Source organism: Neisseria gonorrhoeae (assembly GCF_003315235.1).
GTDB classification, from domain to species: Bacteria; Pseudomonadota; Gammaproteobacteria; order Burkholderiales; family Neisseriaceae; genus Neisseria; species Neisseria gonorrhoeae.
Genome location: NZ_QNRU01000001.1, coordinates 67147 through 88271, shown reverse-complemented (window position 1 = coordinate 88271; position 21125 = coordinate 67147). Strand labels below are relative to the sequence as shown.

The 21125-nt window shown below is 51.4% G+C and carries 23 protein-coding genes, 2 tRNA genes and 3 pseudogenes; 10 read left to right on the top strand and 18 right to left on the bottom strand.

The features are described from left to right. Positions 1-8 precede the first annotated feature (8 nt). On the top strand, positions 9-1028 hold the full coding sequence (lepB, locus tag DFR77_RS00515; RefSeq protein WP_003687750.1) for a signal peptidase I: 1020 nt from the start codon (positions 9-11) through the stop codon (positions 1026-1028). A 104-nt stretch (positions 1029-1132) separates the two neighbouring features. Here lepB and DFR77_RS13575 read toward each other — a convergent pair. From DFR77_RS13575 to dapF, 6 genes and pseudogenes are all read right to left on the bottom strand, one after another. Next, a pseudogene (locus tag DFR77_RS13575) lies at positions 1133-1240 on the bottom strand (IS5/IS1182 family transposase); the annotation flags it as partial. Between the two features lie 223 nt (positions 1241-1463). Then, on the bottom strand, positions 1464-1613 hold the full coding sequence (locus DFR77_RS13215) for a hypothetical protein (protein ID WP_003687747.1): 150 nt from the start codon (positions 1611-1613) through the stop codon (positions 1464-1466). 45 nt (positions 1614-1658) lie between these two features. Further along, positions 1659-2567, bottom strand: a pseudogene (locus DFR77_RS00505) (DMT family transporter). 308 nt (positions 2568-2875) lie between these two features. Then, positions 2876-3808, bottom strand: a complete 933-nt coding sequence (gene cysK, locus DFR77_RS00500) for a cysteine synthase A (protein ID WP_010357288.1) — start codon at positions 3806-3808, stop codon at positions 2876-2878. Between the two features lie 195 nt (positions 3809-4003). Then, a complete protein-coding gene (locus DFR77_RS00495) occupies positions 4004-4609 on the bottom strand; it encodes a hypothetical protein (RefSeq protein WP_003687740.1) in 606 nt (201 codons plus the stop codon). Next, positions 4606-5457, bottom strand: coding sequence for a diaminopimelate epimerase (dapF, locus tag DFR77_RS00490; RefSeq protein WP_003687738.1), 852 nt, complete (start codon positions 5455-5457; stop codon positions 4606-4608). Before dapF ends, DFR77_RS00495 begins: the two co-directional genes overlap by 4 nt. 136 nt (positions 5458-5593) lie before the next feature. Here dapF and DFR77_RS00485 point away from each other — a divergent pair, with 136 nt between their 5' ends. Beyond that, complete coding sequence (locus tag DFR77_RS00485) at positions 5594-5908, top strand: hypothetical protein (protein WP_003687735.1); 315 nt, start codon at positions 5594-5596, stop codon at positions 5906-5908. Further along, positions 5905-6573, top strand: coding sequence for a sulfite exporter TauE/SafE family protein (locus DFR77_RS00480; RefSeq protein ID WP_003687733.1), 669 nt, complete (start codon positions 5905-5907; stop codon positions 6571-6573). Before DFR77_RS00485 ends, DFR77_RS00480 begins: the two co-directional genes overlap by 4 nt. A gap of 72 nt (positions 6574-6645) precedes the next feature. On the opposite strand, the gene pnp is transcribed toward DFR77_RS00480, so the two are convergent. Together pnp and DFR77_RS00465 are read right to left on the bottom strand one after the other, a co-directional pair. Next, positions 6646-8769, bottom strand: a complete 2124-nt coding sequence (gene pnp, locus DFR77_RS00475; protein ID WP_003690787.1) for a polyribonucleotide nucleotidyltransferase — start codon at positions 8767-8769, stop codon at positions 6646-6648. A gap of 233 nt (positions 8770-9002) precedes the next feature. After that, the gene (locus tag DFR77_RS00465; RefSeq protein ID WP_020996787.1) at positions 9003-9866 is read right to left on the bottom strand and encodes a phosphoribosylaminoimidazolesuccinocarboxamide synthase; all 864 of its coding nucleotides are present in this window, start codon (positions 9864-9866) and stop codon (positions 9003-9005) included. Between the two features lie 192 nt (positions 9867-10058). Between DFR77_RS00465 and rfbD the strand changes: the two genes are divergently transcribed. Continuing rightward, complete coding sequence (gene rfbD, locus DFR77_RS00460) at positions 10059-10922, top strand: dTDP-4-dehydrorhamnose reductase (RefSeq protein WP_003692740.1); 864 nt, start codon at positions 10059-10061, stop codon at positions 10920-10922. Between the two features lie 371 nt (positions 10923-11293). Here rfbD and DFR77_RS00450 read toward each other — a convergent pair whose 3' ends face one another. The 5 genes from DFR77_RS00450 to DFR77_RS00435 all read right to left on the bottom strand — a co-directional run bounded on the left by DFR77_RS00450 (position 11294) and on the right by DFR77_RS00435 (position 13432). Continuing rightward, positions 11294-11527 (bottom strand): glutaredoxin family protein, encoded by a 234-nt coding sequence (locus DFR77_RS00450; protein WP_003687723.1) that lies wholly within the window; start codon positions 11525-11527, stop codon positions 11294-11296. Positions 11528-11544: 17 nt separating this feature from the next. Continuing rightward, a complete protein-coding gene (locus tag DFR77_RS14335; RefSeq protein ID WP_255294322.1) occupies positions 11545-11679 on the bottom strand; it encodes a hypothetical protein in 135 nt (44 codons plus the stop codon). Positions 11680-11692: 13 nt separating this feature from the next. Further along, positions 11693-11893, bottom strand: coding sequence for a (2Fe-2S)-binding protein (locus DFR77_RS00445; protein WP_003687722.1), 201 nt, complete (start codon positions 11891-11893; stop codon positions 11693-11695). 171 nt (positions 11894-12064) lie between these two features. Beyond that, a complete protein-coding gene (xerD, locus tag DFR77_RS00440) occupies positions 12065-12940 on the bottom strand; it encodes a site-specific tyrosine recombinase XerD (protein ID WP_003687721.1) in 876 nt (291 codons plus the stop codon). Positions 12941-12991: 51 nt separating this feature from the next. Further along, on the bottom strand, positions 12992-13432 hold the full coding sequence (locus DFR77_RS00435) for a peroxiredoxin (protein ID WP_010357251.1): 441 nt from the start codon (positions 13430-13432) through the stop codon (positions 12992-12994). Positions 13433-13752: 320 nt separating this feature from the next. Between DFR77_RS00435 and DFR77_RS00425 the strand changes: the two genes are divergently transcribed. The 5 genes and pseudogenes from DFR77_RS00425 (at position 13753) to folK (ending at position 16696) form a co-directional block, all read left to right on the top strand. Continuing rightward, positions 13753-14691, top strand: a complete 939-nt coding sequence (locus tag DFR77_RS00425; RefSeq protein ID WP_003687718.1) for a serine hydrolase — start codon at positions 13753-13755, stop codon at positions 14689-14691. Between the two features lie 128 nt (positions 14692-14819). Beyond that, entirely contained in the window at positions 14820-15113 is a 294-nt protein-coding gene (gene hfq / locus DFR77_RS00420; RefSeq protein WP_003687717.1) for an RNA chaperone Hfq, read from the top strand. A gap of 84 nt (positions 15114-15197) precedes the next feature. Next, positions 15198-15764: pseudogene (gene mnmM / locus DFR77_RS00415) on the top strand (tRNA 5-(aminomethyl)-2-thiouridylate-methyltransferase MnmM). Positions 15765-15817: 53 nt separating this feature from the next. After that, positions 15818-16192 (top strand): SirB2 family protein, encoded by a 375-nt coding sequence (locus tag DFR77_RS00410; protein ID WP_003687714.1) that lies wholly within the window; start codon positions 15818-15820, stop codon positions 16190-16192. A 9-nt stretch (positions 16193-16201) separates the two neighbouring features. Beyond that, on the top strand, positions 16202-16696 hold the full coding sequence (gene folK, locus DFR77_RS00405) for a 2-amino-4-hydroxy-6-hydroxymethyldihydropteridine diphosphokinase (protein ID WP_003687713.1): 495 nt from the start codon (positions 16202-16204) through the stop codon (positions 16694-16696). A 127-nt stretch (positions 16697-16823) separates the two neighbouring features. Here the strand turns inward: folK and DFR77_RS00400 are convergent, their stop codons facing one another. The 3 genes from DFR77_RS00400 to DFR77_RS00390 all read right to left on the bottom strand — a co-directional run bounded on the left by DFR77_RS00400 (position 16824) and on the right by DFR77_RS00390 (position 18671). Next, positions 16824-17303, bottom strand: a complete 480-nt coding sequence (locus tag DFR77_RS00400) for an NGO0322 family iron-responsive protein (protein ID WP_003687711.1) — start codon at positions 17301-17303, stop codon at positions 16824-16826. A gap of 219 nt (positions 17304-17522) precedes the next feature. After that, on the bottom strand, positions 17523-18260 hold the full coding sequence (gene ubiE, locus DFR77_RS00395) for a bifunctional demethylmenaquinone methyltransferase/2-methoxy-6-polyprenyl-1,4-benzoquinol methylase UbiE (protein WP_003687710.1): 738 nt from the start codon (positions 18258-18260) through the stop codon (positions 17523-17525). Positions 18261-18302: 42 nt separating this feature from the next. Then, positions 18303-18671: a gamma-butyrobetaine hydroxylase family protein gene (locus DFR77_RS00390; protein WP_003687709.1), complete on the bottom strand. Its 369-nt coding sequence runs from the start codon at positions 18669-18671 to the stop codon at positions 18303-18305. A 119-nt stretch (positions 18672-18790) separates the two neighbouring features. On the opposite strand from DFR77_RS00390, the gene mnmC1 reads away from it, so the two are divergent. Next, complete coding sequence (gene mnmC1 / locus DFR77_RS00385; protein WP_003687708.1) at positions 18791-20410, top strand: FAD-dependent 5-carboxymethylaminomethyl-2-thiouridine(34) oxidoreductase MnmC1; 1620 nt, start codon at positions 18791-18793, stop codon at positions 20408-20410. Between the two features lie 437 nt (positions 20411-20847). Here mnmC1 and DFR77_RS00375 read toward each other — a convergent pair. Then, positions 20848-20922, bottom strand: a tRNA-Glu gene (locus DFR77_RS00375). 17 nt (positions 20923-20939) lie between these two features. Further along, a tRNA-Arg gene (locus DFR77_RS00370) sits at positions 20940-21016 on the bottom strand. Positions 21017-21125 lie beyond the last annotated feature (109 nt).

The window sequence follows — 21125 nt, the reverse complement described above, 5'->3', positions numbered from 1 at the left end:
GAACAACAATGAACACAATGCTAATGTCGGGCGCGGCTGCCGCGCTGCTTGCCGGCATCATCCTTTATTTCAAAAGCGACAAGAAACGGCAGGAAAACGGTGAATGGAGTTCCGGCCTCGAATACGCCTATATCCTGACGGCGGTCGGTGTGTTTGCCGCTTTGTCCCTGTTTATGAGCTTTACCGCCGTTTTCCTGATTTTCGTTGTATTGTGCGGTACGGCTTGGGGGGTATATAAATACCGCCTGAAGACTCATCCCGAAATCTCGGAAAGCAGCCACTTCGGCGATTATTTCGGCAGTTTCTTCCCTACCGTTTTGGTATTGTTCCTCATCCGGTCGTTTATTGCCGAACCGTTCCAAATCCCGTCCAGCTCGATGCGCCCGGGATTAATCAAGGGCGATTTCATTTTGGTCGGCAAATTTTCCTACGGCCTGCGCGCACCCGTTTTAAACAATGTATTCATCCCCACGGGCAAAATCGAACGGGGCGATGTCGTTGTTTTTAACTATCCTTTGCAGCCGGAGATGACCTACATCAAGCGTATTGTCGGCATCCCGGGCGACATTGTCGAATATCGAGATAAAGTTTTGACGGTAAACGGAAAACCGGCTTCCGACATTCCTGACGGCACATACCGTTATCCTGACGATACCGACCCATCCGAAATCCACAACACGGATATGTTCCGCAGCGGTCTGGACGGCAAATCCTTCAATATTCTGAAAAAAGAAGGACAGCCTGCCGTTTCCCTGCCCGTATTGGGCAAATATACCTCCGATATTATGTCTGAAAACGGATATTCCATAGATCAAAGCGGTCTGAACCATTGCCAATATGCCGACGACGGCAGCGGTTTCGTGTGCAAAGTTCCCGAAGGACGCTATTTCGCTATGGGCGACAACCGCGACAACAGTGCCGATTCGCGCTACTGGGGCTTTGTGGATGACAAGCTGGTTGTCGGCAAGGCAATGTTCATTTTGATGAACTTCGGCGATTTCGGCAGGGCCGGCACGGCAATCCGTTAAGCCGGAAAATTACGCCGGAACATCAAAAATGCCGTCCGAACCCTGTTTCAGACGGCATTTTTATCATCAAACGCCTTGTTTCCCTACCGGCAGCCTCGGGGATAATATAGTGGATTAAATCTAAACCAGTACAGCCTGGCCTCGCCTTGCCGTACTATTTGTACTGTCCGCGGCTTCGTCGCCTTGTCCTGATTTGAATTTAATCCACTATATGCACCGCCTTGCCGGCATTATCGATATGGGCGGCACATATGGATTGCCTGGAAAAATGATGCGTTCGGGCGGCGTATGATTTGCCTGTGTTTAAATCATCGGTTGATTTTATCCGTCGGCAAGTGAAAAGCCGGTTATTTCCGTTTGTGTGGAAACCCATCCCATTGAATAAAGGGCATTTCGTCCGACTGACGGTGTGGGCGGCATATGGAAATACGGACATTATTTTAGTTGCATTGCCATTCCTGCGGAGGCGGCTTTTTTGATTCTGCCCGCCCCGATACCGTCTGAAAGGGCTTCAGACGGCATTTTCCGCTCCGCGCCGTTGTCGGCATGTTTGGTCTTGCCGGTTTTGACTGCCTGCCAGTCCAATCGTACGCAGGTTTGCCACGGCAGAAAATCTGATGCCGACCGGAGTCAAAGCTCGGACGGCTGTTTCAGCGAACCGAGGTAAATCGCCGAAAGCGTCAGCACCACCCCTGCCCACTGCACGCCTTCAATCGTTTTGCCCAATCCGAAATAATCGATGAACAGGGCGGCGACCGGTTCGGACAAAAGCAACAGCCCCGTCAGCGACAGGGAAAGCAGCGGAATCGCATAGGCAACCATCGCCCACGCAAAACACTGCATCACCACGCCCCGTACACAAGCACCAAACCCGAATCTTTCCAAGTGGTCGGATAAAGTGCGCCGCCGTCCATCAGCAATGCCGGAACAATCGGCGATGCCGCGCCGCCCAAACTCAAAATCATCATTGAAGGGAAAAGCGCCACCTGTTCGACTTCATGAGTCTTGCGGACGAACACCATAGATAGGGCAAGCATCAGCCCGGACACCAAACCGCTGGCGAATCCCCAAACCGCATTACCGTTGTAGCCGAATTCCGCACCGGCAATCATCGCCACGCCCACAACCGCCGACATCAAGCTTGCCGCCTGCAGCCTGCCCAAACGCTCGCCGAAAAAGAAAACACCGATTGCCGACAAGAAAAAGATTTGCAGGCTGTTGAGCAGGGTGGAAATACCCGGCCCGACCGCGTGTATGCTTTCGTGCCAAAGTGCCAAATCGAAAGCGAGAAACACGCCCGCCGTCAGGGCATATCGGACGGTTTTTCTGTTTTTTGGGAATTTTTGTCCGAAAAACCGTGCCAAAAACCAAAATACCAATACCGAAATCAGCAACCGCCAAAATGCGATTGCATACGGGCCGACGGGGACGGATCTGACAATCAGGCTGCCCAATCCGAACACCGCGCAACCCAGCACCAGCAATGGTGCGGCATATTTTTTTTCCGTTACCGACCACAATATCCCCTCCCTTCCCCATATGGCTGCCGCGCCGCCGGCAAAAGTGCCGCCATTCCGAAAATATGCCGTCTGAAGCCCAAAGCCCCGGCTGCGCCCGGACAAACGGCTGACTTTACGGGCAGGCCGGCTATTTTCCGTTGGGGCAAAATCCGTCCTGCCGGATAAAACCCGAATAAAAAATATTTCCCTCAAGCAATGCGGCGGCGCCAACACCTGATTAAAACACAACCGGCGTTTTCGGTATATATGCAAAAACGCATTTTCCGGCACGGCGTTACACCGATACCGAAAAATGCGTCTGAATGTTTCGACAATCCGATTAAAGCATTATGCCAAATCTGCAAAAAGTGGCGTAGAGAGATAGCGTTCGCCATAAGAAGGCAGCAGCACGACTATCAGCTTGCCTTCGTTTTCAGGCTGTTTGGCAAGCTGCAACGCGCTCCAAACCGCCGCACCGGAAGAAATGCCCGCCAAAATGCCTTCTTTTTCCGCCATTGCACGGGCGGTTTCAAAAGCCGCTTCGTTCGGCACTTTGGTAATGCTGTCGTAGATTTCGGTATTCAAAACGGTCGGAATAAAACCTGCGCCGATACCTTGAATCGGGTGCGGGCCTTTTTCGCCGCCGCTCAATACGGGGGAAGCCTCAGGCTCGACGGCAACCACTTTAACTTCGGGTTTGTATTTTTTCAATACTTCGCCCACGCCGGTAATCGTACCGCCCGTGCCGACGCCGGCAACGAAGACATCGACTTTACCGTCGGTATCGTTCCAAATTTCCTCGGCGGTTGTTTTGCGGTGGACTTCGGGATTTGCCTCATTGTCGAACTGGCGCGGCATAAAATAAGTGTCTGGATGAGCGTCCACCAAGGATTGCGCTTTGGCAATCGCGCCCGCCATACCTTCGGCGGCGGGGGTTAGAATCAGTTCCGCGCCAAACGTGCGCAACAGCATTTTGCGCTCTTTGCTCATGCTTTCCGGCATGGTAATCGCCAGTTTGTAGCCGCGTGCGGCACATACCATTGCCAAACCGATACCCGTATTGCCGCTGGTTGCTTCGACAATGACGGTGTTTTTGTTGATTTTTCCCGCTTTTTCGGCGGCCTCGATCATTGCTTCGGCAATGCGGTCTTTGACGCTGCTGCCCGGATTAAAAAATTCCAGTTTCACGGCAACCTCTGCCTTCAAACCTTTGGTCAAACGGTTCAGTTTGACCAAAGGCGTGTTGCCGATCAATTCGGTGATGCTGTTTGCAATTTTCATCTTCTGCTCCTGAATAATAAGGTTTCGACAGTAAGGCGCAATCCCCATCGGTATCCTGTCCGATTGCAGGGGATTTGCGCCGAACCATAAACAAATTTCGGATATAGCTTTATCCTAAACCTATGCCGCCTAAAAAACCAATACCCAAAATTTATTTCTTTATAACTTTTTGTTCCGATACAGACGGCATCACAATCATCTGCCGATTTCGGCAAGCAGCATCGCCGTTACCGCAACCTGCATCAACATCGCCGCCAACACGCCGAGTCGCAGCTGCGAACCGCCGAACGTTGACGGCGGCTGCCGGTCTATACCGCAGCGGTGGACATAGGCAACCGCCATCAATACAAACTGCAACACGAACCAATAAACCGGCTTCAGCGCATAAAGTTTGAGCAATGCCGCAAACACAAACACTTGAACCGTTCCCGAAAAGCAATAATGCACCAACGCACATATTCCGACAAAAGCAAGCGTCATCGATACATTACTGACGGCAAAAAGCCCGAGCAGCGGATGTTCGGGGTCTGCCTGCCATCCGTTTCCATCTGTTTTCCGGTTCCAATACCCGATGAAAAAAAATATGCTGCCCAAAGTCAGGTAAAAATGGGGGATGAACAAAGGCGCGGCGCGGGTCATTCCCCACATCCCCGGCATCAGCTTTACCCCTAAAACCGAGATGCCGAGCCACAACGCAATACTCGCCCAAAACCATTGCAACATTCCTGCGCGGAATATCAGAAACAGAAAAACCGCCGCATACAGTAAGGCAGACAAAAAATCCAAATGCAGCAAAATCATGAATACGCCAACTCGCCTTCAAACACGGTTTCCGCAGGGCCGGTCATCATCACATCGCCGCCGCAGGCCCATTCGATATATAAAGTCCCGCCCGGCAAAACCACCTCTACCGTTTTCCCTTCATCCAACAGCCCCAGACGGATACCCGCCACCACAGCCGCACACGCGCCCGTACCGCACGCTTGGGTTTCGCCCACGCCGCGCTCGAACACGCGCAAACGGATTGCCGTCCGTCCGACAACCTGCATAAAGCCGACGTTGACGCGTTCGGGAAACTGCCTGTGCGGTTCGATACGCGAACCGGTTTCGCGCACCGGCGCGCATTCCACGTCATCGACTACAATCACAGCATGAGGATTGCCCATATTGACGCAGCTGACAGGCTGAATGCCGGATTCGAGATGCACCCCGTAAATACAGGCATCATCCCCCTCGCCCGATTCGGGGACAAACGGTATTTCAGACGGCATAAACTTCGGTTTGCCCATATTGACCGTAACCATACCGTTATCGGACAATTTCGGAAAAATAATGCCCTTGGCCGTTTCAACACAAATTTCTTTCTTATCGGTCAAACCCTTGTCTGCAACAAAACGGGCAAAACAACGCGCTCCGTTGCCGCATTGCCCGACCTCGCTACCGTCGGCATTGAAAATACGGTAACGGAAATCCACGCCTTCGGTTTCCGAACACCCGACCACCAAAAGCTGGTCGAAGCCCACGCCCCGGAAGCGGTCCGCCCATGCCGCAATCGGCACGTCCTCGGGGGTAAAATCCTGACTGACCGCGTCAATCACCATAAAATCGTTGCCCAAACCGTGCATTTTGGTAAATTTCAAAGTTTTCATATTGTTCCGAAATCCCGTATTGTCTGTTGCTTCCGAATCCGAAATCCCCGAGCCCGAAGGGAAATGCTTCCATCTCCCGCCGCCTGAGGATTAAAATGAGCCATTATACTGTTTGTTACCCCTTACAAGAAACACAATGTCCCGCCTGTTCCTGCTGCTTTTCCCTTGGGCAACCCTTGCCGCCTGCACCCGAAACATACCGGCAAGCCCCGCCGTTTCAAATTGCGCGCATCTTCACAACCGCACCGTCCTGTATTTTGACGCACACGGCAAACCCGCCGACAGCACAGCAAAGGGCGGATTTTACAGGACCGTCGAAATTCATGACACAAACCGCATCCTTATTCAAGACTTTAACAGCACGGGGAATGCCCTCGTCAAACCCTATTGGTCGGACTGCCGGAAATTGTCCGTTTTCCCCGACAAACATCTGACCATGAGCCATCCATGAACCACGACATCACTTTCCTCACCCTGTTCCTGCTCGGTTTCTTCGGCGGAACTCACTGCATCGGTATGTGCGGCGGATTAAGCAGCGCGTTTGCGCTCCAACTCCCCCCGCATATCAACCGCTTTTGGCTGATTCTGCTGCTTAACACAGGACGGATAAGCAGCTATACGGCAATCGGCCTGATGCTCGGATTAATCGGACAACTCGGCATTTCACTCGACCAAACCCGCGTCCTGCAAAATATTTTATACACAGCCTCCAACCTCCTGCTGCTCTTTTTAGGCTTATACTTGAGCGGTATTTCTTCCTTGGCGGCAAAAATCGAGAAAATCGGCAAACCGATATGGCGCAACCTGAACCCGATACTCAACCGGCTGCTGCCCATAAAATCCATACCCGCCTGCCTTGCTGTCGGAATATTATGGGGCTGGCTGCCGTGCGGACTGGTTTACAGCGCATCACTTTACGCGCTGGGAAGCGGTAGTGCGACAACCGGCGGACTGTATATGCTTGCCTTTGCACTGGGTACGCTGCCCAATCTTTTGGCAATCGGCATTTTTTCCCTGCAACTGAAAAAAATCATGCAAAACCGATATATCCGCCTGTGTACAGGATTATCCGTATCATTATGGGCATTATGGAAGCTTGCCGTCCTGTGGCTGTAAGCCCCATTCATTCCCGATACCCGTAAAAAATACCGTCTGAAACCTGTTCAGACGGTATTTTCACCCTAAGCGTTACTCGGCGGCATTTTCTTCACGGACAGGCGCATCCAGCAGGGCTTTGATGGACAGACGGACACGGCCTCTGTCATCCACTTCCAATGCTTTCACGTTCACTACCTGACCGACTTGCAGGTAATCGCCGACATTGCGTACGCGCTCGTGTGCGATTTGGCTGATGTGTACCAAACCGTCTTTGCCCGGCATCACGCTGACAATCGCGCCGACGTTGTTGTCGAGGATTTTAACCACAGTACCTTCGTACACTTTGCCCACTTCCACTTCGGCAGTGATTTCTTCGATGCGTTTTTTCGCTGCATCGCCCGCTTCTTGAGTAGTCGCAGCGATAGTGATGGTACCGTCTTCAGCGATATTGATTTCAGTACCGGTTTCAGCGGTAATCGAACGAATGGTTTCGCCGCCTTTACCAATCACATCACGGATTTTGTCTTGGCTGATTTTCATGGTGAACAAACGCGGCGCGTGTGCGGACAGCTCTTGCGGACCCGCAACGGCAGCTTTCATCTGATCCAAGATGTGCAAACGCGCTTCTTTGGCCTGTGCCAAAGCAATTTGCATAATCTCTTTGGTAATGCCTTGGATTTTGATGTCCATTTGCAGCGCGGTAACGCCTTCGGTCGTACCGGCCACTTTAAAGTCCATATCGCCCAAGTGGTCTTCGTCGCCCAAAATGTCGGTCAGGACGGCAAACTTATTGCCTTCCAAAATCAGACCCATCGCGATACCGGCAACGTGTGCTTTCAAAGGCACGCCGGCAGACAGCAGGCTCAAACAGCCGCCGCAGACAGAAGCCATAGAGGAAGAGCCGTTGGATTCGGTAATTTCGGAGACCACGCGCATGGTGTAGCTGAAATCTTCAGGTTTCGGCAATACGGCCAACAACGCACGTTTAGCTAAACGGCCGTGACCGATTTCACGGCGTTTCGGCGCGCCCATGCGGCCCACTTCGCCGGTAGAGTACGGCGGAAAGTTGTAGTGCAGCATAAAGCGGTCGGTATATTCGCCGGACAACGCGTCGATGATTTGTTCGTCGCGCGAAGTACCCAAAGTCGCTACGGCAAGGGCTTGGGTTTCGCCACGGGTAAACAGTGCGGAACCGTGCGTGCGCGGCAATACGCCGGTTTGGATGTTCAGCGGACGGACGGTGCGGGTGTCGCGGCCGTCGATGCGCGGTTGTCCGTCCAAAATTTGGCTGCGGACGACATCGGCTTCCAAGCGTTTGAAAATACCTTTGATTTCGTTGGCTGCCAGCGTGTCGGTTTCTTCGGTAATCAAGGCTTCTTTTACCGCATTCCAAGCCTCGTCCAATTTGGCGGAACGCGCTTGTTTTTGACGGATTTTGAACGCTTCTTTAATGGTTTCGCCGGCAATCCCGCGTACTTTGGCAACCAGTTCTTCATTGGTTTCAGGTGCTTTCCAATCCCAAACTTCCGGATTCACTTCGTCGGCAAATTCATTGATTGCATTGATGGCAACCTGCATTTGATCGTGGCCGTAAACCACCGCGCCCAACATCACGTCTTCGGGCAGGATTTTGGCTTCGGATTCCACCATCAACACGGCTTTGGAAGTACCGGCGACCACCAAGTCCAATTGTGATTTCGCCAACTCGGCTTTAGTCGGGTTCAAAACGTACACGCCGTTTATATAACCCACGCGCGCCGCGCCAATCGGGCCGGCGAACGGTACGCCGCTCAACACCAGCGCGGCGGACGCGCCCAACATTGCAGGAATGTCGGAATCGATTTCGGGATCGACGGACACAACCATCGCTACGATTTGGATGTCGTGGTAGAAACCTTCGGGGAACAGCGGACGAATCGGGCGGTCGATCAGACGGCTGGTCAGGATTTCTTTTTCGCTTTGTTTGCCTTCGCGTTTGAAGAAGCCGCCGGGGATTTTGCCTGCGGCATAAGTGCGTTCCAAATAATCGACGGCCAACGGGAAGAAGTCCTGACCTTCTTTGACCTCTTTGTTGGTGGTAACGGCAACAAAAACAACAGTGTCGCCCATCGATACTTTAACGGCAGCGGCAGCTTGGCGGGCAATTTCGCCGGTTTCCAAAGTAACGGTTTGATTACCGTATTGGAAGGTCTTAACGTATTTATTGAACATCATTGTTCCTTTCAAAATACCGCACTGCTAAAACACTAATAATGCACACTAAAATCCGAATGTGCATAGTTAGGGTTTCAGACCGTGCGGCAGGTTGTAAACAAGCTTTCAGACGGCATTTCGGACGCTGAAAGCAATTGCGGATTATAAAGGCAACCATCCTTAAAATCCAGTATTGATACAATAAAAAGGCCGTCTGAAACATATCCTTTTCAGACGGCCTTCAGTCTTCAAAATCAATCTTGTGTCAGTAAAGTCAATGCTTCCTGATATTTCTCGACCGTTTTCCGAATTACATCGGCAGGCACTTTAGGCGCAGGGGCTTTTTTGTTCCAACCGCTTTGTTCCAGCCAGTCGCGGACGAATTGTTTGTCAAAAGACGGCGGATTGGTGCCGACTTCATATTGATCCGCCGGCCAGAAGCGGCTCGAATCGGGAGTCAATACCTCATCCATCAGCGTCAGCGTACCTTCTTCATCCAAACCGAATTCAAATTTGGTATCGCAAATGATGATGCCGCGCGATTTGGCATATTCCGCCGCTTCGGTGTAAAGCCGAACCGCTTTGTCGCGCACTTCTTCCGCCAATTCTTTACCGATAATGCGTCCGCATTCTTCAAAGCTGATGTTTTCATCGTGATCGCCGACTGCGGCTTTAGTTGAGGGCGTAAAAATCACTTCGGGTAGTTGTTGCGCTTCCCGCATACCTTCGGGCAGCCGAATACCGCAAACCGAGCCGGTTTTTTGATAATCTTTCCAACCGCTGCCTGCCAGATAACCGCGCACAATGGCCTCCACTTTCACCGGAGTGAGTTTTTTAGCTACAACGGCGCGTTTTTCCAAAGCTTTGGCTTCGTTTTCAGGCAAAACATCGTACACGGTATCGCCGGTGAAATGGTTGGGCATAATATGCGCCAGTTTTTTAAACCAAAAATTGGAAATCTGCGTCAGGATTTCGCCCTTACCCGGAATCGGGGCGTCCAAAATCACATCAAACGCGGACAGGCGGTCGGAAGCGACCATCAGCATACGTTTATCGTCGATTTCATATAAATCGCGCACTTTTCCGGAATAAATCTTTACCAAACCAATCTCACTCATTTCGCACCCCCCTGAAAATATCTTGAAAATACCGACCCGACAGGTTTGAATCGCAAACCGATATTCTAGCCGAAGTCGGCGCAAAACAATACCCATGGCACAAAAAGCCAACCCGTCAACCGTCGGCAAAGTTTTGGCACTATAATACCGACAGCAAGTCCTACAATACACTTTCACCAAAGGAAATACCTCATGAGAATCCTATTGACAGGCTCGAAAAGCCAACTGGCACACTGCCTGCGCGACCGTCTTCCTGAAGACTGGGAAACCATTGCGACGGATTCCGCATCCCTAGACATTACCGATGCCGATGCCGTCTGCAACATGGTCAAAAGTTTCCAACCCGACGCTATTGTCAACACGGCTGCCTATACTGCCGTCGACAAAGCGGAAGGCGATGCGGCAGCGGCATTTGCCGTCAATGCTTCCGCCGTTTACAACCTTGCCTTGGCAGCACATCGCGCCCATGCCCGATTCATCCACATCTCAACCGACTATGTCTTTGACGGAAAAGGGAAAATACCCTATCAGGAAAGCGACTTTACCAACCCTTCCAATGTATACGGACAATCCAAAACCGCCGGCGAACTGCTCGCACTGTCTGCCAATCCCGACAGCCTTATCCTGCGGACTTCTTGGCTGTTTAGCGAATACGGGGACAACTTTGTCCGCACGATGCTGAACCTTGCGCGGGAACGTTCCCCGCTGTCCGCCGTCCACAACCAAATCGGCTGCCCGACCTATGCCGGCGACTTGTCCGCCGCCATCATCCGCCTGTTGCAGCAGTCCAATCCCGTTCGCGGCATTTACCACTACGCCGGCGGCAAATCCGTATCCTGGTACGAATTTGCCCGGCACATCTTTCAGACGGCATTGCAACAGGATGCCTCTTTTCCCGTTCCCGAACTGAAAGCCGTTTCGGATGAAGGCTCTGCGGCTGCCGCCCCCAGGCCCGCATACAGCATTTTGGACTGCCGCAAAATCGAAAACGACTTCGGCATCAAACCGTCAGACTGGCAAAAAGCCCTTGCACAGGTCGTTTCCAAGCTGCTCTGATGCCGCCCGCCCCTCCGTTTCCTCCGCCAAGCACCGCCTTGGCGGTTTTCTTATAAAATCTACTGATTACACAAACACATATCATCTTTACACAATCATGCTTCCATCAACAGCAAAACATGATATGATTGCCAACAATGACATCTCACAATAAATTTTCTAATTTTTATTGAAAAAATCAATAAATTAAGAATTCTCCCAACCGACAAATAAAATAAAGAAAGGGTCAATATGCAACACCGTAGAAGATTGGCAATTTACCAGGCATCCAAACGTGCTTCCTTTACCGGCAGGTCATCAGCCCCACAAAAACGTAAAGAACGTTGATTTGAAAAAAATGCCGTCTGAAGTCCTGCTTCAGACGGCATTTTTTACCGTTCGAGAAACTGTTTCAACCTGTCCTCATCCAAAAACCAGTGGCAAATTTCCTCATCTCCCGCCAACAAAACGGGAATCAGCTCATTGTATTTTTCTTCCAAAACAGGATTTTCATCCACATCGACCACTTCCAGCCCGAACCCGTATTCATCCTGAAAAGGTTTGAGTGCATCGCGCATTTTGTGGCACAAGCTGCAATATTCACGAAACATCAAGGTCAATTTCATCCGCGTTTCCTTATCTGTCAATTTGCACACGCCAAAGCCTTAGACGCAGCAGAATCATGGTCTATTTGGGAAAAAACAATGTCTTCGAGGAAGATGATACTCAAGTCCTGCCAAAAACAGCAAAAATGCCGTCTGAACAGTTCAGACGGCATTTCCAAAACCGTTTTACGCTTGAACGTTGATACCCGCCGTAACCGTCGGTTGCGCGTTGTGCGCCGTCAGAAACGAAGCGGCAAACTCCCCGCAGCAGCCGCAGCAGCTCGCCACGCCCAATTGCGACTGCAAATCGCCCATTGTGGTCGCGCCGGCAGCGATGGTTTCCTTGATTTGATGGTCGGTAACGGCATTGCAGATGCAGACAAACATTTTGTGCTCCGTGTGTTCTCAAACTATCGTACCGATAGCGACTTTTATTATCGTACGCAAATATAAATAAAAACGGTTCGCATTGCAAGGTCGGCATACACGGTTTGTCTTGGTAATTTTTTATCAAGTTTGCATTTTCGATTGATTTCTTATTAAACCGAAGCAGAAGCCTCAGTTTCGGGAATGGTGTTCCTTAACCACGCTATGCAGCCGCACATTGGCAACATGGGTATAAATCTGAGTCGTGTTCAAATCGGCGTGTCCCAACATATCCTGAACTACGCGCAAATCCAATCCGTGCCGCACCAGATGCGTGGCAAAGGCGTGGCGCAGGCTGTGCGGGCTGATGTGCCCGATGCCTGCCCTGCCGGCATATTCTTTGACAATCATCCACGCCAACTGCCGGGAAATGCCCGTTTTTTTCTGACTGACAAACAATGCGTCGCAACTCCTGCCTTTCAGCAGAAGCGGGCGTGCCTCCGTATAATAGCGTTCCACCCAATACGCTGACTCCTGTCCCATCGGGACCATCCTCTGCTTGTCGCCCTTGCCCAGCGTGGTAATACAACCCCTGTCCAAATCCACATTGCCGAAATTCAGCCCGACCGCCTCGCTGACGCGCAAGCCGGTCGCGTACATCAATTCGAGCAGGGCCTTATCCCGCAAACCGTGCGGCGTGTCGGTATCCGGTGCGGCAAGCAGTCGGGAAATCTGCTGTTCTGTAATCAGTGTCGGGATGTTTCTGTCGATTTTTGGCGGTTTCAGCAGGCGGGTGGGATTGTCCGCCCTCATCCCTTCCCGTTCCATCCACACATACAGGCGTTTGCACGCCGACAGTGCGCGTGCCTGCGAACCCCGTTGCTCCCCGTCAACATAAACCGCCGCCGCCAAATCTGCTTCGTCCGCATCCTTCAGCGTTCTGCCGCACAAAGACAGCCGGCGGGCGATCTTTTCCAAATCCCGCCGGTAGCTGTCCAAAGTATTCCGACTGAGCCGCCGATCCAACCACAAAGTTTCCAGCAGCCTGTCAATCAAACCGTTTTCCATAGCGTTCCAAACCAATGCCGTCTGAATCTTCTTCAGACGGCATGGTTCACATCATCGGGAAAGCGTTTCCAACACTTCCTGTGCATGACCCGCCACTTTGACTTTCCGCCACTCCCGGACAATTTCGCCGTCCTTGTTCAGAACGAACGTACTGCGCTCGATGCCTAACGACTCTTTCCCATACAGTTTTTTCAATTTGATGACATCAAACAGGCGGCACACCGTTTCATCCTTGTCGCTCAACAGCTCGAACCGGAAACCCTGCTTGGCGCAAAAATTCTGATGCGCCTTTACGCCGTCGCGGGAAATACCGACCACGGTATAACCCAATGCCTCAAACTGTTCCAAACGCGCATTAAAATCCAAGCCTTCCGTCGTACAGCCCGGCGTACTGTCTTTCGGATAAAAATACACGACCAAAGGCAGATGTTCTGCCGAATGAAAATCCGCACCGCTGCTCGAAGGCAGGGTAAATTCATATTTCATATCCATAGTCCTACTCCCGATATTCCCATTATTCAAAACGGCACGCAGACGCACCGCCGCAATTGCCAAACCAACCCCGATTCTACCGCCCCAAAGGACAAGGATTCAACCGCCGGAAACATCCAAACCGACACACGACGGCATGAAAAATATCCATGTCAAACCACAAAATATGTTCCGATTTAAAAACAGAATGTTATAAAACCCAACTCCAAAAACACAACAAGACCGCCCGCCTACGGGCAGTCTCCTGTCAGACGACATACTTTACAGATGGCTGTTTTTTCAACAAAATAACGCCAATACTCAAAAATACGGAACCAAAAATGTCCATCCGCACCCTGAAACGCCTGCCCTCATCGCTGCTGCTCGGCCTCTGCCTTTCCCTGCCGTCAGCCCACCTTTTTGCCGACAACGACATTTTAGGGCAATTTTTAGAACAGAACATGCTTACCTCCTCCGATCCGATAGAAATATTCGCCGAAAGCACGATATATCCCGCCGATACCCAGGCCATTACGGGCGGGCTGATTCTGTCCTCCCAATCCGCACTGGTCGTCAACAACAAAACAGGGCAAATACTGTATCAGAAAAACGCCGACAGGATTATGCCCATTGCCTCCATTTCCAAGCTCATGAGCGCGATGGTCGTTTTGGATGCAAACTTGGACATGAACGAAACCGTTACCATCACACCCGACGAAATCGACCGCCTCAAAGGGACCGGCAGCCGTCTTGCCATAGGTACGGCACTTACACGTAAAGAACTGCTGCACCTTAGCCTGATGAGCAGCGAAAACCGCGCCACCCATGCATTGGGCAGAACCTACCCCGGCGGCATGGGCGCATTTGTCGCCGCCATGAACCGCAAAGCCCAAAGCCTGGGCATGTACGGCAGCCGCTTTTACGAACCGACCGGACTCAACTTCCAAAACGTTTCCACCGCCAAAGACCTGAGCCTCATGGTCAACGCCGCCGCCCAATATCCGCAAATCCGCACCAACTCGACTTCCAACTACGCCTCGGTACAAACCAAAAACGGGCAGCAAAACTATAAAAACTCCAATGCCCTGGTCAGGGAAGGCATGTGGAACATCGAATTGCAGAAAACCGGCTACATCCGCGAGGCAGGCAGGTCTATGGTTGTCAAAGCCAACATTCAAAACCAACCCGTTACCATCGTATTGCTGAACTCGCCCACATCCGCCACACGCGTCAACGACGCCCGCAAAATCGAATCGTGGATGCTGCAGCAACGCTCCTGACATACAAATGCCCGGCGGAAAACCGCCCAAACACAAAAAAATTGGTAATTTTTCCTATTCCAGGCTACAATTCGACACGCACAGGGCATCTGCCCGATTTCACAATCATAATAGCGGAGTTAAAAAATATGACAGCTAAAGGACAAATGTTGCAAGATCCCTTCCTGAACGCATTGCGTAAAGAGCATGTTCCGGTTTCGATTTACTTAGTTAACGGTATCAAATTGCAAGGTCAGGTCGAATCTTTCGACCAATACGTCGTTCTTCTGAGAAACACTTCCGTAACCCAAATGGTTTACAAACACGCCATTTCCACCATCGTACCGGCTCGCTCCGTCAACCTCCAACATGAAAACAAACCCCAAGCCGCACCGGCTTCGACCCTTGTCCAAGTGGAAACCGTCCAGCAGCCTGCCGAATAATCCGCACGAAGCATGACGTGTCATATCTTTCAATACCTTACCGGACAACGGTAAGGTATTTTTATTTTCAGGCGGCATTTAAAAATATTATTGAAAAACATCCTTCCATTCGCCCATTGCCTTTTGCGGGAGGCACTTCCCGAAGGCGGCAATGCGCTGGACGGCACCGCCGGCAACGGACACGACACCCTTTTCCTCGCACAAACCGCAGGCAACAGGGGGAAAGTGTGGGCATTCGACATCCAGCCGCAAGCCCTGAACAACACCCGATGCCGTCTGCAGGAAGCAGGTTACAGCAATGTACGGCTCATCTTGGACGGACATGAAAACCTGAAGCAATATATTCCGGAGCCGCTGGATGCAGCCGTTTTCAATTTCGGCTGGTTGCCCGGAGGCGACAAGAATCTGACCACCGACAAGGAAACCAGCATTCCCGCCCTTTGAGCAACCCTCTCCCTGCTGAAAGAAGACGGTATGCTTATTGCCGTCCTCTATCCGGGACACGAAAACGGCAAACAGGAGGCAGAAGCCGTCGGACAATGGGCAAAAAACCTGCCTCAAGAACAGTTTGCCGTTTTACGTTACGGCTTTACCAACCGGAAGAATAGCCCACCCTATCTTTTGGCATTTGAAAAACTGCGTCAAAAATAACTGTTTGCGGTAAAATAAGCCGATTCTAACCCTTATTTTGATACGAGCCGACCATGCAGTATCTGATTGTCAAATACAGCCATCAAATCTTCGTTACCATCACCATTTTGGTATTCAACATCCGTTTTTTCCTACTTTGGAAAAATCCAGAAAAGCCCTTGGTCGGCTTTTGGAAAGCACTGCCCCACCTCAACGACACGATGCTGCTGTTTACGGGATTGTGGCTGATGAAGATTACCCATTTCTCCCCGTTCAACGCGCCTTGGCTCGGCACAAAAATCCTGCTCCTGTTCGCCTACATCGCACTGGGCATGGTAATGATGCGCGCCCGTCCGCGTTCGACCAAGTTCTACACCGTTTACCTGCTCGCTATGTGTTGCATCGCCTGCATCGTTTACCTTGCCAAAACCAAAGTCCTGCCATTCTGAAACACTGCCATGAACAACAGACATTTTGCCGTCATCGCCTTGGGCAGCAACCTTGACAACCCCGCACAACAAATACGCGGCGCATTAGACGCGCTCTCGTCCCATCCTGACATCCGGCTTGAACAGGCTTCCTCACTGTATATGACCGCACCCGTCGGTTACGACAATCAGCCCGATTTCATCAATGCCGTCTGCACCGTTTCCACCACCTTGGACGGCATTGCCCTGCTTGCCGAACTCAACCGTATCGAAGCCGATTTCGGACGCGAACGCAGTTTCCGCAATGCACCGCGCACATTGGATTTGGACATTATCGACTTTGACGGCATCTCCAGCGACGACCCCCGCCTTACCCTGCCGCATCCGCGCGCGCACGAACGCAGTTTCGTCATACGCCCTTTGGCAGAAATCCTCCCTGATTTTATTTTGGGAAAATACGGAAAGGTTGTCGAATTGTCAAAACGGCTGGGCAATCAAGGCATCCGTCTTTTACCGGACAGGTAATTCCGCACGCGGATGCCGTCCGAACACCGGTTTCAGACGGCATTTTTCCTTTGCCGCCAACACGCGTGCAAAAAAAATCGCCCCTTGAGAAAGGGGCGCAAAAGGAACACAAACCACTACCAAAACTTTAAATCTGCAACACTGCCTGCCGCATACTGTACCCGACAGGATATAAGGCCCTCACTAAATCGTTTCGAGAAATCCAAACTTCTTCATCACCGACAGAAAATCTGCCTTTCTCCGGCACCAGCTCCAACAAAAACGGCTGAACCGCCGTATGCAGCTTGTCCTTACACCGCCCCAGCTTTCTGGACAACGCGGACAGGGCGCGTTTGTAGGCATTATCCTTGCGGTCGAGCTCCCTCGCACTACCGACCCAGCTCAAACGAAGGTTGCGGCTTTCATCTTCAATCAGCAAAATACCTGTTTCAACTTCCCCCACCTCGGGTTCGCACGAAAGCGCAATATAATATTTGCCGTCAATATTGACATATGCCGCTTCATGCACCTGACAGTTGCAACCCGAGGTTGCGAGCAGGGAATAAACAGAATCACGGTGCAGCCTCAAAATATCGGAGGAAATCTGTTTGAAAATACTTTCCGGCATTTTTCCCTCCTTTCGTCTGCTGCGTTGTTTACTGGATTGGCTGCATTATACAGACATCTCCCAATTTTACAAATGATAATTGTTCCTATTTTTTAAAAAGTTTATAAATTATTGATAAATATATGAATTAATTTTTAAGATTTAAAACCTTTGTCTCAAAAAATACAAAAATGCCGTCTGAAACGTGTTCAGACGGCATTGGCTTCACAGGCAGTCCGTTTAAAATTTCACGCCCTTATGCAGCGCGACGATGCCCGCACTCATATTGTGATAATCCACGCTGTCGAAGCCTGCATCCAGCATCATCTGTTTCAAAGTTTCCTGATCGGGGTGCATACGGATGGATTCGGCGAGATACTGGTAGCTGTCCGCATCTTTGGCAATCAGCCTGCCCATCACCGGCAACAGCTTGAAAGAATAAAAATCGTATGCGCCTTCGAGCGGCTTGTAGATTTTGGAAAACTCCAACACCAGCAACGTACCGCCCGGTTTCAAAACACGGTACATTTCCTTAAGCGCGGCATCTTTATACGTCATGTTCCGCAAGCCGAACGCCACGGAGACCAAGTTGAAATAATTGTCGGGGAAAGGCAGTTTTTCCGCATCGGCAAGCGACACGGGTAAAATCATGCCTTCGTTCAACAGACGGTCGCGCCCGACGGTCAGCATAGAAGAATTAATATCGGTCAGCCAAACCTCGCCTTCCTTGCCGACCCGTTTCGCCCAACCGCGCGACAAATCGCCCGTACCGCCCGCAATGTCCAACACTTTATCTCCTTTTTTCAGGTGCGCCGTATGGATGGTAAAATGCTTCCATACGCGGTGCAGCCCTGCCGACATCACATCATTCATAATGTCGTAGTTTTTGGCGACGGAGTGAAACACTTCCGCCACTTTTCCGGCTTTCTCATCTTCGTTGACCGTGCTGAACCCGAAATGCGTTTTTTGTCCGCCCATATTCTAACCACCTCCCTGATACCGCCCTACGGCATCCCAAACTTAACAATCTGATTGCTTTTCAAAACGCGACGCGCCCGCCGCCGCCAATTTGTCCAAATATTCCTGCCACATCGCATCGTATCCGTATGCCAGTCTGTGCAGATACGCCCAATCGTAAAGACCGCTGTCGTGCCCGTCCGAAAAACTGATTTTCAGCGCATACTGTCCGACAGGCTGCAAATCCGTAATCTGCACATCCGCCTTACCGGTCTGCAAAACATCCTGTCCCACGCCGTGTCCGCGCACTTCCGCACTCGGCGAATAGACGCGTAAAAATTCGGCAGGCAGATTTTTAGGTTCGTCCCCATAAGTCAAAACCAACACGGCACGGTTTTTCAACAAACGGATTTCAACAGGAATATTATTCAAAAAACACCTCGGTTCGGCATACAATATCCGGCAGGCGTACGCGTGCCTTTAAACGGCGCGTATTTTAACAGCTTTATCCCGATACCGATATTCAAACCCACACTTCAGACGGCATTGATATGGACAATCTCGTATGGGACGGCATTCCCGACATCCGCACACTCGACCAAACCATCCGCAAACACGCACACCCGCTCAACCTGATTGTCTGCCTCCCCGATAATCAGATTCCCGATTTTCAAACCGCACAAGATGCTTCGGACTCGGAATGCCGTCTGAAGCACCGTTTGGATCAGGCAACCCAGTGCCTCCAGTTCGACAGCATCAACCTCATCGAACACATCCTGCCCGATGTCCGCTTCTGGCTGGTTCCCCCTTCACGCACCCGCCGCCTGCACGAACACTTCCACCACATTTCCTGGCAGACCGAAGCCATCCCGCAAACCGAAAGCAAGTCCGACAAACCCTGGTTTGCACTTCCACAAACATCCGAACGGAAAAAACCGGAACACGTCCTCGTCATCGGTGCAGGCATTGCCGGCGCATCGACCGCCCACGCCTTAGCATCACACGGCATTTCCGTTACCGTATTGGAAGCCCGAAAAGCCGCTCAAGCCGCCAGCGGCAACCGGCAAGGGCTGCTTTACGCCAAAATCTCGCCGCACGACACCGGACAGACCGAACTGCTGCTTGCCGGCTACGGCTACACCAAACGCCTGCTCGGACACATCCTGCCCGACTCCGACACTTGGGGCGGCAACGGCATCATCCACCTCAATTACAGCCGCACCGAACAACAACGCAATCACGAATTGGGTTTGCAAAAACACCATAACCACCTCTACCGCAGCATCACGTCTGCAGAAGCCGAAAAAATCGCCGGCATCCCGCTGAACACGCCCTACGCCGAACCATTATGCGGACTCTACTGGCAACACGGCGTATGGCTCAATCCGCCCGCATTCGTCCGCACCCTCCTCAGCCATCCGCTGATCGAACTATATGAAAACACAACGTTAACCGGCATTTCCCACGACGGAGAAAAGTGGATTGCAAGCACGCCAAACGGCACATTTACCGCCACACACATCATCTACTGCACCGGCGCGCACAGCCCCTGCCTGCCCGAAACCAACCTCGCCGCCCTACCCCTCAGGCAAATACGCGGACAAACCGGCCTCACACCGTCCACCCCGTTTTCCGAACAACTGCGTTGCGCCGTTTCAGGCGAAAGCTACATCAGCCCGTCGTGGCACGGACTGCACTGCTACGGCGCGAGTTTTATTCCCAACAGCAGCAATACCGGATGGAACGAAGCCGAAGAAGCCTCAAACCGCCAAGCATTGGCACACCTTAACCCCGCCCTTGCCGAATCATTGTTTGCCGCCAACCCAAACCCCCAAAAACACCAAGGGCACGCCGCCATACGCTGCGACAGCCCCGACCACCTCCCCGTCGTCGGCGCACTCGGCGACATTGCCGCCATGCGGCAGACTTACGCCAAACTTGCACTGGACAAAAACTACCGCATCGACACCACATGCCCATATCTGCCCAATGCCTACACCAATACCGCCCACGGCACACGCGGGCTTGCCACCGCCCCCATCTGCGCCGCCGCCGTTGCCGCCGAAATCCTAGGCTTGCCCCATCTCTTTTCACAACGCCTGCGCCACGCCCTACACCCCAACCGCACCGTCATCCGCGCCATCGTCAGAAGGCAGAACCTGATTCCTTAAGCCTTTGCCGCATGCCGTCCCGACCACAAAAAATCATATTCAAATAAACATACCAATCCTCACGGTAAAATATCGAAAACACCCATAACGTTTTCTTCCCAAAATAAGGAGTAAGGAATGCCTAACAAATTGCCTTTGCTGTCCAAGATGAATTTTCCGTAACATTCGAAGACTTCCTTAACCCTGCCAGCCGCTTCGGTTTCTGTACCCCCTGTTAGATAAGGAAGGGATGAAAAAGCCCTGTTACTTGTATGAAGCAAAGGGCGTTAATTTTTGTTAATCTTCCCTTCTCAGGAACTCAATATATAAGGATGTTAATTTTTATTTCCCTTCTCGAGGACTCAATAGTATGAGAAATGAGAAATGAGAAATGAGAAATGAGAAATGAGAAATGAGAAATGAGAAATGCCTCCGATATAATCGGAGGCATTTTGAATTGGCACGCCCACGGGGAATCGAACCCCGGTTACCGCCGTGAAAGGGCGATGTCCTAACCGCTAGACGATGGGCGCATATTGTATTTTCTTACTGGCGCACCCGGAGCGATTCGAACGCCCGACCCTCTGGTTCGTAGCCAGATACTCTATCCAACTGAGCTACGGGTGCGGCACAATCACTTGTTCAAGTGATTAAGAAAGCGTGATAATACGGATTTATCTGAGTCCTGTCTATTATTTTAGACTTCTATTTTCAGTTATTTTTATAACTGATTGAT